This window comes from Nostoc sp. FACHB-133 (assembly GCF_014698055.1).
Taxonomy (GTDB): Bacteria; Cyanobacteriota; Cyanobacteriia; order Cyanobacteriales; family Nostocaceae; genus Nostoc.
In genome coordinates, this window is sequence record NZ_JACJSH010000023.1 from 99253 (window position 1) to 115060 (window position 15808).

The 15808-nt window shown below is 40.1% G+C and carries 10 protein-coding genes; 5 read left to right on the plus strand and 5 right to left on the minus strand.

Annotated elements, in window-relative coordinates; translation table 11 throughout:
* Positions 1 to 176 precede the first annotated feature (176 nt).
* Positions 177 to 2930: a CHAT domain-containing tetratricopeptide repeat protein gene (locus H6G86_RS19785; protein WP_190935724.1), complete on the plus strand. Its 2754-nt coding sequence runs from the start codon at positions 177 to 179 to the stop codon at positions 2928 to 2930.
* Between the two features lie 811 nt (positions 2931 to 3741).
* Positions 3742 to 4119, plus strand: coding sequence for a hypothetical protein (locus tag H6G86_RS19795; protein ID WP_190935726.1), 378 nt, complete (start codon positions 3742 to 3744; stop codon positions 4117 to 4119).
* A gap of 169 nt (positions 4120 to 4288) precedes the next feature.
* Here the strand turns inward: H6G86_RS19795 and H6G86_RS19800 are convergent, their stop codons facing one another.
* The 3 genes from H6G86_RS19800 to H6G86_RS19810 form a co-directional block, all read right to left on the minus strand.
* Positions 4289 to 5737 (minus strand): AAA-like domain-containing protein, encoded by a 1449-nt coding sequence (locus tag H6G86_RS19800; RefSeq protein WP_190935727.1) that lies wholly within the window; start codon positions 5735 to 5737, stop codon positions 4289 to 4291.
* A 669-nt stretch (positions 5738 to 6406) separates the two neighbouring features.
* Positions 6407 to 6802 carry a hypothetical protein gene (locus H6G86_RS19805; RefSeq protein WP_190935728.1) on the minus strand — a complete coding sequence of 132 codons (396 nt, stop codon included), beginning with the start codon at positions 6800 to 6802 and terminating at the stop codon, positions 6407 to 6409.
* Between the two features lie 782 nt (positions 6803 to 7584).
* Positions 7585 to 7764 carry a hypothetical protein gene (locus H6G86_RS19810; protein ID WP_190935729.1) on the minus strand — a complete coding sequence of 60 codons (180 nt, stop codon included), beginning with the start codon at positions 7762 to 7764 and terminating at the stop codon, positions 7585 to 7587.
* A gap of 487 nt (positions 7765 to 8251) precedes the next feature.
* On the opposite strand from H6G86_RS19810, the gene H6G86_RS19815 reads away from it, so the two are divergent.
* Positions 8252 to 11077 carry a zinc-dependent metalloprotease gene (locus H6G86_RS19815; protein WP_242064868.1) on the plus strand — a complete coding sequence of 942 codons (2826 nt, stop codon included), beginning with the start codon at positions 8252 to 8254 and terminating at the stop codon, positions 11075 to 11077.
* Between the two features lie 97 nt (positions 11078 to 11174).
* Here H6G86_RS19815 and H6G86_RS19820 read toward each other — a convergent pair whose 3' ends face one another.
* Positions 11175 to 12062, minus strand: a complete 888-nt coding sequence (locus H6G86_RS19820; RefSeq protein ID WP_190935730.1) for an alpha/beta fold hydrolase — start codon at positions 12060 to 12062, stop codon at positions 11175 to 11177.
* A 158-nt stretch (positions 12063 to 12220) separates the two neighbouring features.
* Complete coding sequence (locus H6G86_RS19825; RefSeq protein WP_190935731.1) at positions 12221 to 12724, minus strand: HugZ family pyridoxamine 5'-phosphate oxidase; 504 nt, start codon at positions 12722 to 12724, stop codon at positions 12221 to 12223.
* 544 nt (positions 12725 to 13268) lie between these two features.
* Between H6G86_RS19825 and H6G86_RS19830 the strand changes: the two genes are divergently transcribed.
* Together H6G86_RS19830 and H6G86_RS19835 are read left to right on the plus strand one after the other, a co-directional pair.
* The gene (locus H6G86_RS19830; RefSeq protein WP_190935732.1) at positions 13269 to 14234 is read left to right on the plus strand and encodes an aldo/keto reductase; all 966 of its coding nucleotides are present in this window, start codon (positions 13269 to 13271) and stop codon (positions 14232 to 14234) included.
* Positions 14235 to 14468: 234 nt separating this feature from the next.
* Positions 14469 to 15461 (plus strand): hypothetical protein, encoded by a 993-nt coding sequence (locus H6G86_RS19835; protein WP_190935733.1) that lies wholly within the window; start codon positions 14469 to 14471, stop codon positions 15459 to 15461.
* The last annotated feature ends 347 nt before the right edge of the window (positions 15462 to 15808 follow it).

The window sequence follows — 15808 nt, forward strand, 5'->3', positions numbered from 1 at the left end:
CTGGTCTTGGCTCGACTCATATATAATCTGCTCCATAGAGGATATAGAATCGTGCGTTGAGGTAGCTTTTGCTTGAGAAAATCGCTGCCAGATCCCCATAGAATGAGTTAATCTACGGTTTTTTGATTGATTTTGGGAATTCTAAATCTAATAAGCTATAGAAACCGCAGATGTATATGACTCAATTTAAGATATGTGACTCAAGACAATGGCAATTTCTGCCCTTGATAACAGGTCGCAGTATTATTCTTTTTAGCAGTATTTTGTTATTTTCAGAATCAAATGTGGCGATTGCTAGACAGCAGCCGGTAAATGTTGCACAGATGACGCAGACAAGTTCGCCAGATGCAACTCTGGCTGTTGCTAAACTTGCATATCAAGAAGGGAAGCAACTATATCAGCAAGGAACAGCAGAATCTCTGTTAAAAGCGATCGCAAAATTTGAGCAAGCACTTTTACTATATCGTCAGGCGAGCGATCGCTCCAATGGGCAAAACCTACGCTCTTTAGAAGCTGACACCCTCGTTTATATTGGCAAAATCTACTCAAATTTAGGAGAAAAGCAGAAGGCACTGGATTATTACAAGCAATCCTTACCTCTATCTGAACAAGTGGGGGACAAACAAGCCCAAGGTACTACGCTGAATAACATTGGCAAAATCTACTCAGAGTTAGCAGAAAAGCAAAAGGCGCTGGATTACTACAACCAATCCATATCTTTAAGGCGACAAGTGGGAGACAAAAATGGTGAAGCTATTAGCCTCAATAATATCGGCTCTGTCTACCATTTCCTCGGAGAAAAGCAAAAGGCGTTGGATTACTACAACCAATCGCTGTCTCTCAAACGACAGGTGGGAAACAAGGCAGGGATAGCGACTACTTTGAACAACATTGGCAAAGTCTACTTAGATTTAGGAGAGAAGCAAAAAGCACTCTCATACTTCAGCCAAGCCCTGTCTTTATACCAACAGGCTAAAGACGCAGAGAAAGAAGGAATACCAACTGCTCTGAGCAATATTGGCACAGTTTATTTAGAGTTAGCAGAACAGCAAAAAGCACTCTCATACTTTAGCCAAGCCCTGTCTTTATACCAACAGGCGGGAGACAAAGGAGGGATAGCAACTGCTCTAAACAATATTGGCAAAGCTTACTCAAATTTAGGAGAACACCAAAAGGCGCTAGATTATTACAGCCAATCTTTGCTGCTATATCAACAGACAGGGAACAAGGCAAGGGAAGCACGTACACTCTATAACATCGCTTTTGTTCAACACGACGCAGGCAATTTTCAGTCTGCCCTGACTCAGATAGAGAGAGTCATCAAAATTGTTGAAGACCTTCGTATCAAAATTGACTCTCAGGAACTCCGCACTTCCTATTTTGCCACAGTGCAGAATTATTATGAGTTTTATGTCGACTTGCTGATGCAGTTACACAAACAGCAACCATCTCAAGGATATGATGCTTTAGCACTGCAAGCCAGCGAACGCGCCCGCGCCCGCAGTCTTTTGGAACTACTTGCAGAAGCCAACGCTGATATTCGCCAAGGTGTAGAGCCAAAGTTACTTGCTCAAGAACGTAACTTGCAGCAACAACTCGATGTTTTAGAAAAACGTCGGATACAACTATTAGGCGGTAAGCATACCGAAGCGCAGGTGCAAGCTTTAGAAGAAGACACCGAGGTACTTCTAGAACAGTATAAACAAGTCCAGGCACAAATTCGTGCCACTAGTCCGCGTTATGCAGCGCTGACTCAACCTCAGCCTCTCTCACTCGTGCAAATTCAACAGCAAGTACTTGATGAAAACACTCTGCTTTTAGAATATTCTTTGGGGGAAAAGCGCAGTTATCTTTGGGCAGTTACTAATAAGAGTATCACCAGTTATGAACTACCCAAGCGTGCAGATATTGAAGCTACAGTGCAAAAGTTCCGTCAAGAAATCACTACCCCATATTTAAAGCATAGTCCGTCTCTAGATGTTCTATCTCAACAAATACTTGCACCAGTAGCCCAGCAACTGCAAAAGAAGCGTTTAGCGATCGCCAGCGATGGTGCTTTGCAATATGTGCCATTTGCTGTCCTCACAACAGGTAGCAGTCGCAATTATGAACCATTACTGCTCAACCACGAAATCATTACTCTCCCTTCAGCATCTACATTAGCTATCCTCAGAAGCGAACACAAAGGACGTAAATCTGCTCCTAAAACCCTAGTTGTATTGGCAGATCCGATTTTTAATAGTGATGATGAGCGTCTCCAAAATAAAGCACAAGTGTCTCGCTTACCTGCGCCAGAGAGCAATTTAGACAACCTGGCTTTAACCAGATCCGCCCAAGACTCAGACATTAGCTTTGAACGTCTGCGCTTTACACGTCAAGAAGCCGAGCAAATTCTTTCTCTTGTACCAATTAGCGATCGCAAGCAAGCCTTTGATTTTAACGCTAGTCGTACAACTGCAAGCAGCGAAAATTTGAGTCAATATCGCATCATCCATTTCGCCACGCATGGCATTCTCAACAGCAAGCATCCAGAATTATCAGGAGTGGTGTTATCGTTATTTGACGACAAGGGAATGCCACAAAATGGCTTTTTGCGCTTGCACGATATCTTCAACCTCAACCTGCAAGCAGAACTGGTAGTACTCAGCGCCTGTAAAACCGGACTGGGAGAAGAAGTTAAGGGAGAAGGGTTGGTAGGGTTAACCAGAGGGTTTATGTATGCAGGCAGCCCGCGAGTCGTAGTTAGCCTGTGGAGTGTAGATGACCAGGCAACATCTGAACTTATGAAGGTATTTTACAAAAAGATGCTGCAAGAAGGATTAAAGCCAGCAGCAGCTTTGCGGACAGCACAAATAGAAATATGGCGCACTCAAAAATATGCCGCACCCTATTACTGGGCACCTTTCACTCTACAAGGCGAATGGAAATAAAGAGGCAAGGGAGCAGAGGGGAAAGAGGTAATTTTTATCTCCCCCTTGCCCCCTGCCTGACAGGTGTAGGTTTTTTACAAGAGTGTGAGTATTCATTCACAAAGTCAGAAAATAAAAGCAGACTCAAAGAGTGAAACAGAGGCTCAAATGCTAAAAAATGAGTACCTCAAACAGTGGACAAGAATAGTGTCAGAGAAAATGCCAAATCTGTCGATACAGCAAGTGGTAGGACTGGCAACATGGAGTTTTGGCAATCTTGGTCAGGTCGCAATACTGCTCGGGTTTTGGATTTTTAACTCGGAATTGGGTTTGGGGAAAAGGTTAAAGGGTAAAGGTTAAAGGTTTTTTCTTTCCCCTTTCCCCTTTCCCCTTTTGCCCTTAACCGACAAGTATTGGGTCAGGTCACAACTATTTAGTTAACACTTACAGTAGTTTTCAAATTAAGAGACTATACCACACCCAATACTTTTCGGTTAAACCCAATAATCTCTCTTTTGGTCTGGGGAAGGGTTAAAGGGCAATGGGGAAAGGGAAATTCAAACCCTTTCCCTTTCCCCTTTCCCCCAAAACCCGAAAAGTATTGATACCACACCTTGCTCCTTGCCCTAGATGTAGTCTATACGTTTAAAATTTGTTGCCAATTTCAATTATTTTTGTTTGTTGCAATCAATTTTTTAATTATTTTCTTAACTGTCTTATCTGTCATTGCATTTTGTTTGCGATGACGGCAAAATACAACGTGACAGTAAAAATTATTTGTCAAAAATGCAATTATCTCAATAGAGTTGATTCTTTTTAAGGAGAAAAATTAGTGAGTTCATTAGAGCAAAAACATACCTATATCTTAACACAAGATAAAGATATTAAACTGTCTGGTAATCTTATTCAAACTGAACAATTTTTTATTCAAAATACTCTCCGAGATGGAGGGAAAATCCGCTTCAAAATTCGTTATTCTGCCGAACTACAGGGTTTTTGCCTACTGGAAGTTTTTCTGATCAAAGCGCAGAACAGAACACAAACTGCTAGCATGACTATTCCCAACGGTGGCTCGACAGCTACTGTTCAAGAACAAGAACAAGAATTTAGTATTTGGGAGCCAGGAGATTATTACTTCTTTTTCAAAATGTCTTCCAATAATGGATCTTTTTTTATCGAGGATTATCAACTTTATTGGTCAGCTAGTTAATTAGTTTAAAATCTTTTCCAGCCGCCATCATTTAAAAATGTAGATAGTTCTTGGTGTTGCTAATTCAAGATAAAAAAGCTCACGCTCCAGATAAATCTGAGCAAAGAAAAACTCCGCCCATAATTTCGGTAAGCATTGAAGCGTGAGAGAAAATGTACCTGATAGTTTTTCAAGCACGTTTTTGCAATGATTTATATTCAAATTCAGCAACACCTAGTTGTTTTTTAAAGTAAGCGCGGTAGAGTTGGCAACGCGGTAGGATGCGATCGCCTTCATAAGTGATTAATCCCAAGCTTTCGAGTTTATGAGCATCAATGGGATTCAAAGAAACGCTTTGCTTTGAGCTAACAACTTCAATATATGCCTTTACCAAACTAGAATTTTCTTGCAGAATTGCCCAGTGTCGCCATAAATGATAACGGTAGATACCGCCGTTAGCGATCGCTTCATGTATTACTTCCTCTAAGGTGATTCCTTGACAGCATATATAATACAGAGCAATCCGAATTAGCGCTGGATGTCCTCCCACTAGAGACATCAGTTGCGTAACCTCGTTCTGAGAAGTCCAGTCTAGCCCATGTCGTTGGGCCAAATACTCTACTTGATGCTTAGTAAATTCTGGCAGACGGATCGGTAGTCCAATATTAAATGGGGAACGGTTGATATCCAGAGATACGTAAACTTCTGTGGAATAAACCACCAGTAGCCTAAGCTTCTGCAAGTTAGCATCTTGTCGCGCTTCTTCATACCAAGAGCGTAACAAACCAAAGAACTCCTGAGCAATTTGAGGATATTCAAAAAAGTGGTCAACCTCATTTAACACTAAAACTACTGGACTTTTACTCTGCTTCAGTAAGTATGATTGTAAGTATAAACTGCAACTTAACTTACAGCCTATTTCCTCATCCCAGTTTTCATCTAGCTTGGGGTCTATGCCTAATTCTGTTGCAATTTGCCAGCAAAAAGAACGCAAAAACTTGTTTAAGTCTGTCAGACAGGTTGCATCCATTTGCTTGCAATTCAGGTTCACAGCGCGATAACCTTGCATCTGGGCAAAAGCCAATAGCCGCAACACAAGAGATGTTTTTCCCATCTCTCTTGGTGCTCGAATTCGGATCACACAGCCTGGTTGAATTATTTCTCGATAAACTAGTTCTTCAATGGGAGGACGTTCGACATAGAAGGGGGAATCTAGAGCTACGGGGCCATCTGGGTATGACCAAAGATTTTCGAGTTGATTGTGGTGCTGAGTAACAAATGATTCTAAGGATAAAGGCGGAGATAATTTCTTCTCTCCTGTATCTAAACTCGACAATTGAGTTGGAGAGACTACAGTATTATTCGGTTCACTCAAAATTGTGTAGTCTTCCCTGTGTAATTCTAGGTTAAAGGCGCTAAAGCACAATTTCAAGGTTTTTTGATCCACGCCTGTATTCAACGACCATAATCGGTTCAGAGTTTTGGTTGAAACATTCATGCGATCGCCTAAATCTTCTAGAGTGAAGTGATTGCCATTGTTTTGAACCTTTTCCATAGCCAGAATCGCCGCTTGTAAACGCTTCAATCCAGCGATCGTTAGGACAATTCCTCGCTTTCGCGTACTCTTAGATTGCTTCATATTGCTAATCATCTATCTGTTTTTTTCTTTACTTCCTTAACTATCCCCCCATTGTTTCATGTTTTAAAACAGTTATTCAACAGTTACTTAACTGTTATTAAAATGTTCAATTTTTAGTAAAAAAAGATACTTGATTGTTTTATAAGATTTAGATAAGTGGGTATAAATAAACATAACTCTTTTCTTTCTACTACGGTAAGCTGCTGATGCTTACACATCAAGTGTTTTTTACTACTTGCAAATAATAAATGACTGCCTTAATAGTTCACTTTATTTATGCAAAGTGCCTAAATATTACTTAAAGTTATTTCTTATCTGGTATTCATCTGGATTTTGGAGTGGAATACTTCTCGGGTTTTGGGGAAAAGGGAAAGCAAAAACCTTTAACCCAAACCCGATTCCGAGTTAAAAATGCACAAAGCAAGAAGTATTGCTACGCCACCTACGCTTCTCAAAATTAGCGATTTTTTTAGATGTAACACGCAGTAGGGGCGTACAGCTAGCTGTACGCCCCTACTAAAGACCTATATTTTATGCACCTGAAAAACGCTACAATCTTTTACCAGCAAGGGTAAAGGCGTTATCCAAGTATTAGAATTCGTTATTTAAGGGCATTAGGGGGATTTAAAAGTGCCTAAAGTTACAGTGAAACACTTTTCAAACAACCTCTTAGCGTCGAACTTGGTTAGAGATATTTTTGCCTGTCTGTGCTGCACTGTTCCCTACATCATTAGCAGTTTCCTTAGCCCCCTCTACATACCCAGAACCAAATTGTTTAAAGGCTTCTGCTGACTGTTCTCCAATCTTTTGAAGTCGTTCACCAGGAGAGCCTTCTGTTTCACGAGCGTCTTTATACCACTCCCCTACTGTTTTCGGTCTTTGAGCATCATCTTGCTGTACCTGTTCGCGAACTCTCTCCTTTAAGGCTTTGTCATTCTGCCCATAAGTAACATTCGTCGTCAGCACGAGAAAACCAACTAAGACAACAGCCAAAAAACGTGTTACCTGAAGTCCTTTAAGCACGGAACTGATGTGACCAATCTTTCTAGAAATCAAATTTATCATGCCAATTCACTTATTTTTTGAGTACAAATAAACATTAACTATAAAAGAGTAATTATCCTTCTAGCAAAAGGCATAACTCCGTTAGAAAAAAGAAAGACTTTCTAAACCTTGCGGAGGAGGTAGTTTGTTAGATAAATAGATATTTGTATTCGTCTATGTGCAAGAGCAATGAGCAGTACTGCCTTTCCCTAGAGAGTTTACATAATAAGCGATAGAGAGCCACTGCTAAACCAATTAAATTGTTATTCCAAATAGGATAAAGGGCTAAATCTCAGTATTATCAATAAAAATTATAGATTGGGTTAAGCAAAGCGCAACCCAACAAAACCCCAGAGATGTTAGGTTTAGTTCCTCAACCAAATCTACTCAGTTTAAGGGTCTTGGCGCTAACTAAACCGTGTTGTATGACAAATAGGATAAAGGTATACACCTAATTATTATCAAGTTTTGTCAATCTAATCAGGAAAATCATGATGCTAAAAAACTCCCACAAATCTAAGCAATTATAGCTGACAAAAACTCAGTAAATTGGGTTGATATTGCCATTCTAAAATATGATTATTTTGGTACTTAATTTTATCCAGGCTTGCCTCCAAATTGCAATCAGTAGTGGAATATTATTTGAACCAATTAAGCCAATATAGTCAAGGCTACTTTGGAGGATAATATGCCAATGATTTGGTTAAAAATCAACTAAATCCCTTAAATATCAGCCCGGAACTATGAAGACATTGCCAAACTAATCTATTTACTCTGCGATATTTAGCCACCCACGATATTTTTCATGTATTGCTTGATTTTGACACCACTGATGTGGGAAAAATTGGGTACTTACTTTTGCTACTACACAAAATTACAGCAAACCATTCCAAATCAGTTTGTAGTTGGCTAGACTGCTCTATCCCATCTCCTGGCTCCCCAAACAAATCAAAACAATCTTCCTCAACCTGGCGAAACAGCATAAACTAGGTAAAAAAGCTGATTTTTTGTTGGGATACCGCTTTTAAGAGATTGAAAAGAAGCAATTAACCATGTGAGTAAACGGTTAGGCTCACCATAAATTTCCCTAATTCATCTGAAAAAAGTATTTAACTGTTTAATCAGAGCTTTTTTAGAAGTTTTACTCTTTGTTTATAAATCTTGCTTAAGATTCCTTCGCCTGCCAAATGTAGCACTAAATACATTTTTAATGCTACATTTGGTTTTTAATACAGATAGAGTTTAAAAAAACATATATCTTTAGTTATAAAAATTATCTGTCCAAAGAGATAGATAGTTCCCAAAGACCTACTAAAAACAATCAATAGTTACAGGACTTTTAGGCTAGAGATATTGTCTGAATCAGTGGATTTATACCGTAATCCCTAGATATTTGAAGGGCTTGCAGAGGACAAATTAATCCACATTTTTTCCTCAATACGAGAACTGCTTCACCTGGAAAGCCAAAGGATGAAATACTGGATCGGGAAATTAGCAATCTTTATAGTATTACTGTATAACTTGTTCATCTGTAGTGATTATGCAGGAGCAAATCAACTTTCAAATATTGATGCACAGCAAGTAAATGCACTCCCAGCAGTTGAAAACTTAGCAAATACTGACAACGATATTGCTAAAAATAGAAAGGAAAATTTTTGCCGATTTAATGAGGTTGTCAAAGGGATAAATAAAGTAGAAGGACTCTTCACACTTTATTGCACTGATAATTCGGGAAAAATTTACTTAGAAATTAAACCAGAACAGCTAAATAAAGACTACCTAGCTATAGCGACATTAGAATCGGGCGTTGGGGAAAGTGGAATTTATAGTGGATTACCTCTTTCTGATTTTATCTTTTACTTCCAACGAGTAAACAATAGATTGCATTTTGTGGTGCGAAATGTGAAATTTCGTGCAGAAAGTAGTCCAGAACAGCGATCGCTTGCTCGTTCATTTAGCGACTCTGTTCTTTATTCACTCGAAATAGCCAATATCGATCCACAGAATGAGAATATCCTGATCAACCTGAATGAACTGCTAATGCAGGATTTACCTGGATTAACTACCATTTTGAAATACTCTTTACAGGCTGATTACCACTTGGATGCACACAAGTCATATTTTGGTGATGTTAACAGCTTCTCAGAAAATATAGAGATTGATTCTATTTACGATTTTTCATCATTAGAAGGAGCAAATTTAGTTACCGTACCTGATAGTAGGGCGCTCACTCTCAAGGTACATTACAGTTTTTCTCAACTTAGAGAGAACAATGATTATATTCCCAGACTTGCTGATGATAGAGTGGGATATTTTATTACTGCTTTTCAAGATTTATCTAATAAGAATCCTCATGAATCATTTGTACGTTACATCAATCGTTGGCATCTAGAGCCATCCGATCCGAATGTTCCCTTATCTCCACCTAAAAAGCCAATAGTGTATTGGATTGAAAATGCTGTACCACTAGAGTACCGCGATGCGATTCGTGAAGGTGTTTTGATGTGGAACAAAGCATTTGAAAAAGCTGGATTTCAAAATGCTATTGAAGTGCAGCAAATGCCAGATGATGCTGATTGGCAGCCGGCAGATGTACATTACAATACTATTCGCTGGTTCAACTCTTTGGATGCAGGTTTTGCTAAAGGCCCAATGCGCGTCAACCCATTCACTGGGGAAATATTGGATGCAGACATTATGGTAGATGCCAATATGGTGCTATCAATTCAGCAAGAATATCACGCATTGATGGAAGTAAATCCATCTTTAGTGGGCAAAAACCCATGTCAAGCCCTTTGGGGAAGCCAAAAGCCAGGAGTTAATAATTCTCTTCTAGCGGACTCTGAGTTCTGCTATGGTATGGAGTCTTCAAATCAAGCTGCGATGGGAGCGCTGGGGTTGTCAATTTTGCCAAATACTACAGCCAGTAGTGAAACGATGAAGGAGTATGTGCATCAATATTTGCGTTCTCTCATTGCTCACGAAGTCGGGCATACTCTCGGTTTGCGCCACAACTTTCATGGCAGCACAATGTTAGCACCTGAAGAATTAAATAATACTGAAATCACTCACACTAAAGGCTTAGTGGGTTCGGTAATGGACTATCTACCGGTGAATATAGCACCGCAGGGAGTACAGCAAGGTGACTATTTTCCAGGAGTTGTTGGGCCTTATGACGAATGGGCAATTGAGTATGGTTATAAAACAAGCCCATCAGCAGCGCTTGAGGGGATAATTCCAGAATCAGAAAAAAGTTTTTTAGAGCAGATTGCACTAGCGTCGCCTCAACCAGAATTGTCTTATGCAACTGATGAGGATATCTGGGACATTAATCCTTTGGCGAATGTTTGGGATATGAGTAGTGATGTGCTACTTTATTCGCAGTGGCAAATGGATAATGCCCGCGTTATGTGGCAGCGCCTTGATAAGGGTTATCTATCAAAAGGAGAAAGCTATAGTAACCTGCGCGTCTCATTCAATAGAGTGCTTAAATATTATTTTCGGAACGCCACCTTGCTTTCTAAATATATTGGTGGACAATCGTTTCTGCGTCTCCATACTAGTGATAATGCTTCTTGGACATTTGTACCTGTTTCACTTTTAAAACAACGCGAGGCATTGACAAAATTGCAAGAGTATGCATTTTCTGAGAATGCTTTCAGTTTTTCACCACAATTGCTCAATAAACTAGCGCCGTCACGCTGGGAACATTGGGGTAGTTCTGTACCTAACAACCGCCTTGATTATCCAATTCACGAAAATATTTTGAAGTTTCAAAGTACGGTGCTGCGATCGCTATTAGACAGCGATCGCCTCAATCGTTTACAAGATATAGAATTAAAAACTCTGCCTGGGGAAGCACTTTCTATCCCGGAACTGTTCGATACCCTGCAAACAGGCATCTGGGCAGAAGTCTTAACCCCAGGAGAACTAAAGCCAATTTCTAGCATTCGTCGTTCATTGCAACGGGAATATCTGAATATTTTGCTAGAGATGATGTTGGGTACTACCGATACACCTGAAGATGGCCGGACATTGGCTTGGTATGAATTGCGCCAACTGCAAAAAGCCATTGATGTCAGAATCAAACAACTTAGCGAGCAACGCGTTGGCGGTGTTCCCTCCCTTGAAGCGACTGGCGTTAGTGCAGCGTTAGCGACATTCGCCCTAGCGTCTTTGCAGGAGAAGGAGCATCACCCGGAGGGTGAAAGCCTTGATATTTACACCCTAGCCCACTTAGAAGCTTCTGGCGATCGCATCACCAAAGCATTAAATGCACATTTACTCTCTAAGTAGTCATTTGTCATTTGTCATTTGTCTCCCTCATCCCCCTCGTCTTCCCCAGTCCCCAGTACCCAATCCCCAATCCCCAGTCCCAGTCCCCAATCCCCAGTTACCGAAGATATCGTTGCAATAGACCAATGACAACTTCTGGTATTTCTAAATGAGGTAATATTCCTGCATCTGCGATCGCATAAAAATCTTGAATTGCCCTTTGATTTAAATTTGCCAAGCGTCGTCCTAGTTTAATATTGGTAAATTGTGCCTTCTCTCCCCAAAACATCACAGTGGGAATTGTCAGTTGCTGAATATATAAACTCAGATCAAAGTAAAGATCGCCCCGTAAAAATGCTAAGGCGGAAAATTTGGCATTAGGTTGTTGTGCAGAGGTTAAATAAGCATCCACTATTTCTTGAGATACTCGTTCTGACTTAGCAAACAGAAAACTTTGTAAAAAATTTCGGACTGCAATTTCATTTTCAGCACCAAGCATATAAATAAAATTGTCCAACAGAGGCGTATTGATTACCGAAAGCGGAAGTCTGCGTCCAGCACCCTGCCCAAAATCATCAAATCCAGATGGGGAAACCAAAAACAGTGCTTTGAATAAATTGGGTTGAACAATAGCTAGGCGGATAGCAAAAGCGGCTGTTAGAGAAGAGGCTACCACCGTCACCGGCTGGCGACAAGTTTCGATGATAAACTCTGCGATCGTGCTGAGATAATCCCTAATTTTATAATCCCGGACTGGATGAGCCGATTCTCCCCAGCCGATTAGATCGGGAGCTAAAATGTGGTAATCAGAGGCAAAAGCCGGGTAAACTTTAGACCATTCATACGCAGATGCCCCACCACCAAAGTTATGGAGAAACAGTAGTGGAGGTAAATCTTCAGTATCAGCGAACGCCCAAGGTGTATTCGTTTGGGTATAGTAAACCATTGCCCCCAAGGATGTATGGATAAGTTTATGTCCAAAGCCAGGAGGTTGAAACTGAAGCATAAAATTAAAAAGTATAGTTTAATAGCACTTTACCCGAAGGCAAAATTAAGAGGTATAAAGTCAAGCTTACCGATAAATATCAGAGTAAGTAAAATTTTTGTGTCCTAAGCTATTCATATTTAATTTGTATACAGTTAAACTAATTCATAATTCATTTTTTATTTTTGATTACTATCTCCTGTGATCTGAACAAGTTGATGGAGGTTATCGCCACTAATATGATAGGCTGCCCCAAAACCAACTACAAAACGCCCTTCACTAGGAGTTAGCTGAAAAATCCGAAAGTCAGACAAGCCGCGCAAAACCTCGATAATTTCACCAAATCGCCCTTGAAATTGCTCAACAATTTGATTCCACTTGTCAGTTTCACGCTCTATCAAAGTTGCCGTACAATCAAAACTCAAACGACGACGGGCAAAAATTAGATTACTCTTGGCTTCATCCTCGATAAATAAGACACTTACATGAGGATTGGTATAGAGATTTTTAGTATGAGTTGAAAGACCACTAACATAAATGTAGATGTTTTTGGAATTATCCATTACAAAGGGAGCATAACTAGCATTGGGTATTGCTTGGGCGTTTACGGTGCTAATGATTACACTCTCAAATTCTTCAGTAAACTTTTCATACTCAGCTTGAATCTTTTCAAGTTGACTCATAAGTAAATTACCGTTTAATTAGTAACAATTAGTTATTGTAACGTTATTGAGCGATGTCTACGATGGGCTAATGTCTGGAGTTCGAGTGAATCCCCATTCCTTATAGCGTTTCCTAAGCAACTGAGGTACACCCAAATCTTTGTTAGCAAGGTTAGTAGCTTTGAAAACGCACCTTACCAGATCGGGAACCGCTATAGATGTTTAATAAGTAGGATTGCAATACTGTTCGGTTAAAGGAGAAAGGAGTGGAAGACTTGATATATAAGGTTTTTCCCTTTTAACCCAAAACCCGACAAGTATTGAGTAGGATTGCTATATTGCCAACACTGTTAACACAGACCAAATAGGCGGTAATGTTTAAAACAAGTATGCTTAAGAATACTCAACGATAAGAAGACTTGATTTGACATGATTTTCCGTGATAACCTACGTTCATCTCTTGAAAATACGGTTTATCAATAGTTTTATAGTAGTTTTAATAGCATACTGTATTTTTAATTTGAGTCAGCACAAGTAATTCTAAAACTGTCGTAAGAAAAAACTCATGGTCATTACACAAAGGCGTAAACTTGGACGTTCGGAACTAGAAGTATCACCAATATCTTTTGGTGGCAACGTATTTGGCTGGACTATTGATGAAAATAGTTCATTTGAGATTTTAGATAGTTTCATAGAGGCTGGAGGTAATTTTATTGACACAGCTGATGTCTATTCCAAGTGGGTTCCAGGAAATCAAGGTGGAGAGTCTGAGACAATTTTAGGAAAATGGCTCAAGCAGCGCGGTCATCGTGACCAAGTGGTAATTGCAACTAAGGTTGGCAACGATATGGGTGTTAGAGGTCAAGGGCTTTCTCGTAAACACATTCAACAAGCTGTGGAAGACTCATTGCAGAGATTACAAACCGATTATATCGATCTATATCAATCGCATATCGACGATGAAAACACTCCACTTGAAGAAACCCTTGAAACCTACGCAGAATTGATTCGTCAGGGTAAAGTACGTGCGATTGGTGCTTCAAACTATAGTGCAGAGCGTTTGGCACAGGCATTAGAAATTAGCCGTCAGCATGGCTATCCTCGCTACGAAAGCCTTCAACCCCGTTATAACTTGTATGACCGAGATGGTTATGAACAGGATTTACAACAAATTTCCCAAGAACAGGAAATTGGCGTGATTAACTATTCCTCTCTGTGCAGTGGTTTTCTTTCTGGTAAATATCGCTCAGAAAAAGATTTGTCTATTAGTCTTCGTGGTAATTCTGTAAAAAGATATTTAAACCCTCGTGGCTTGCGAATTCTAGAGGCAATTGATCGGGTGGCAACGACTTATAATTTTACTCCCACCCAAGTTTCTCTGGCGTGGCTCATTGCTAATCCCAGCATTACTGCTCCTATTGTTAGTGCAACAAAGGTTGAGCAACTCAACGATATTATCAAAGCTGTCAATATAAAGCTCGACCAAGATGCTATTGACCTTCTTAATCAAGCCAGTTCCTCAAACACCTAGTACGGCTACTTGAAAGTCAATACTCAACAGTTATTCCCCCGACCAAGAGCTTTCTTTTTTGAAAAAGGGCGTGTCGCATTTAGTAGATTGTTTGGTGCAGTCTTTTGTGGATATTAGTCATAAGAGCGATCGCTGGACAAGTCTATCACGTTTGGCAAGTCCTTCAAAAAGAAAAAAATTATACGAAAACTTTCCGTACAATAAATAGTTATGTATGTCGTTTGATTTTATCCAATGACGTGGTTTGAAACATTGATCGGTTTTCCTGAAGAGTCCCCACAACAGGTTTGGCAGAATATCACTGTTGACGGTAAGGTATTGAAATCTCATGTGAATGGGAAAGTAATGGTTTGCGGTCAGTTGGAAACACCGTCTTTAGCCGAACTCAGAGAACGTGTCCATTCGAGTGGATATGAGGTTGGAAAAATATCGGTACGCGAAATAGTTGCCAATGTCCAGCATTTGCACATAAATGAATCGAATGCTGATTCGCTTTTTCAAGTAGCTTCCCAGTTTAATCTACTTGAAATGGTATCTCCAAATGTAACGCCTGAGAGTGGTGTAGGGATTTATGGGAATGATTCTACCCAGGGCCCAGCCTGTGCGATCGCGGCTGGTGCAGGAACGATTTATCGAAACTACTTTGCAACCGTAAATGGGCAAACCGGACAATCAACAACAAACCAAATCGATTGTCTTGCAGATATGGGAGTAGCATTGGGAAATTCCAAAAGCCGTCTTTGGGAAATGAGAAATGGCTATGCTTTGGCATCACATAGCGGTTTGGTCGAGATTTCAAATCGACTTCGAACAGCAAGCGAGAGTGAACTTGATAGATTGCGAGAATTATTACGAATCGGCATTCAATGGAGTACGCAAGTAACACTCAATGATTCCAAGCATACGGTCTCACAAGCTTATTGCTCTGCCTTGCCAGTTAACTACTCTCGTCATTCCTCAAATCTTTGGACGGAATTTGCACGCCTTGTTTTAGAGGCATCCTATGAGGCAACTATTTGTACTGCAATCTTGAATTCGATCAGAAATGGAAACAACAGATTGTTTCTTACGCTTCTCGGCGGTGGAGCATTTGGCAACGAAACCGATTGGATTATTGGAGCAATCCAACGTGCCTTGAACCTTTACAAGTATGCTGATCTTGATGTAGCGATCGTAAGCTATGGCTCGTCCAAGCAATATGTCCAACAACTTGTCAACCAATACTAATATAAGTAATACATAGCTAGTAACTGTAATATAACAAGCCAGTGTAAGCGATGGGAACCTGGCTCAAATAATTAGAATATTTATACAACCGGAGCTTGTGCTTAAAATAGCGACAATATCAGCAGCTACCTACTAAAACAGCTAATTTAGAGTTTGAGCTAGATGATTAGCCTTTTTTCAGGCAATTTATGCGACTTCGCGCCAGATTTACCACCAACACGCCACTCATAACTCTAATAGCCCACATCAGCAGGGCTTTCGGCAATTGCGGATGTCGTCAATGGATGCGGTATTACTTGAGATTGTCTTGAAACTGTAGGCATCCTTACCTTGTACCAACCCTAGGC

Excerpts from the sequence above, each read along its gene's own strand:
- H6G86_RS19835 (WP_190935733.1), top strand. The coding sequence starts at position 14,469 with ATGACGTGGTTTGAAACATTGATCGGTTTTCCTGAAGAGTCCCCACAA.
- H6G86_RS19830 (WP_190935732.1), top strand. The coding sequence starts at position 13,269 with ATGGTCATTACACAAAGGCGTAAACTTGGACGTTCGGAACTAGAAGTA.
- H6G86_RS19785 (WP_190935724.1), top strand. The coding sequence starts at position 177 with ATGACTCAATTTAAGATATGTGACTCAAGACAATGGCAATTTCTGCCC.
- H6G86_RS19815 (WP_242064868.1), top strand. The coding sequence starts at position 8,252 with ATGAAATACTGGATCGGGAAATTAGCAATCTTTATAGTATTACTGTAT.
- H6G86_RS19800 (WP_190935727.1), bottom strand. The coding sequence starts at position 5,737 with ATGAAGCAATCTAAGAGTACGCGAAAGCGAGGAATTGTCCTAACGATC.
- H6G86_RS19810 (WP_190935729.1), bottom strand. The coding sequence starts at position 7,764 with ATGCTGTTTCGCCAGGTTGAGGAAGATTGTTTTGATTTGTTTGGGGAG.
- H6G86_RS19825 (WP_190935731.1), bottom strand. The coding sequence starts at position 12,724 with ATGAGTCAACTTGAAAAGATTCAAGCTGAGTATGAAAAGTTTACTGAA.
- H6G86_RS19820 (WP_190935730.1), bottom strand. The coding sequence starts at position 12,062 with ATGCTTCAGTTTCAACCTCCTGGCTTTGGACATAAACTTATCCATACA.
- H6G86_RS19805 (WP_190935728.1), bottom strand. The coding sequence starts at position 6,802 with ATGATAAATTTGATTTCTAGAAAGATTGGTCACATCAGTTCCGTGCTT.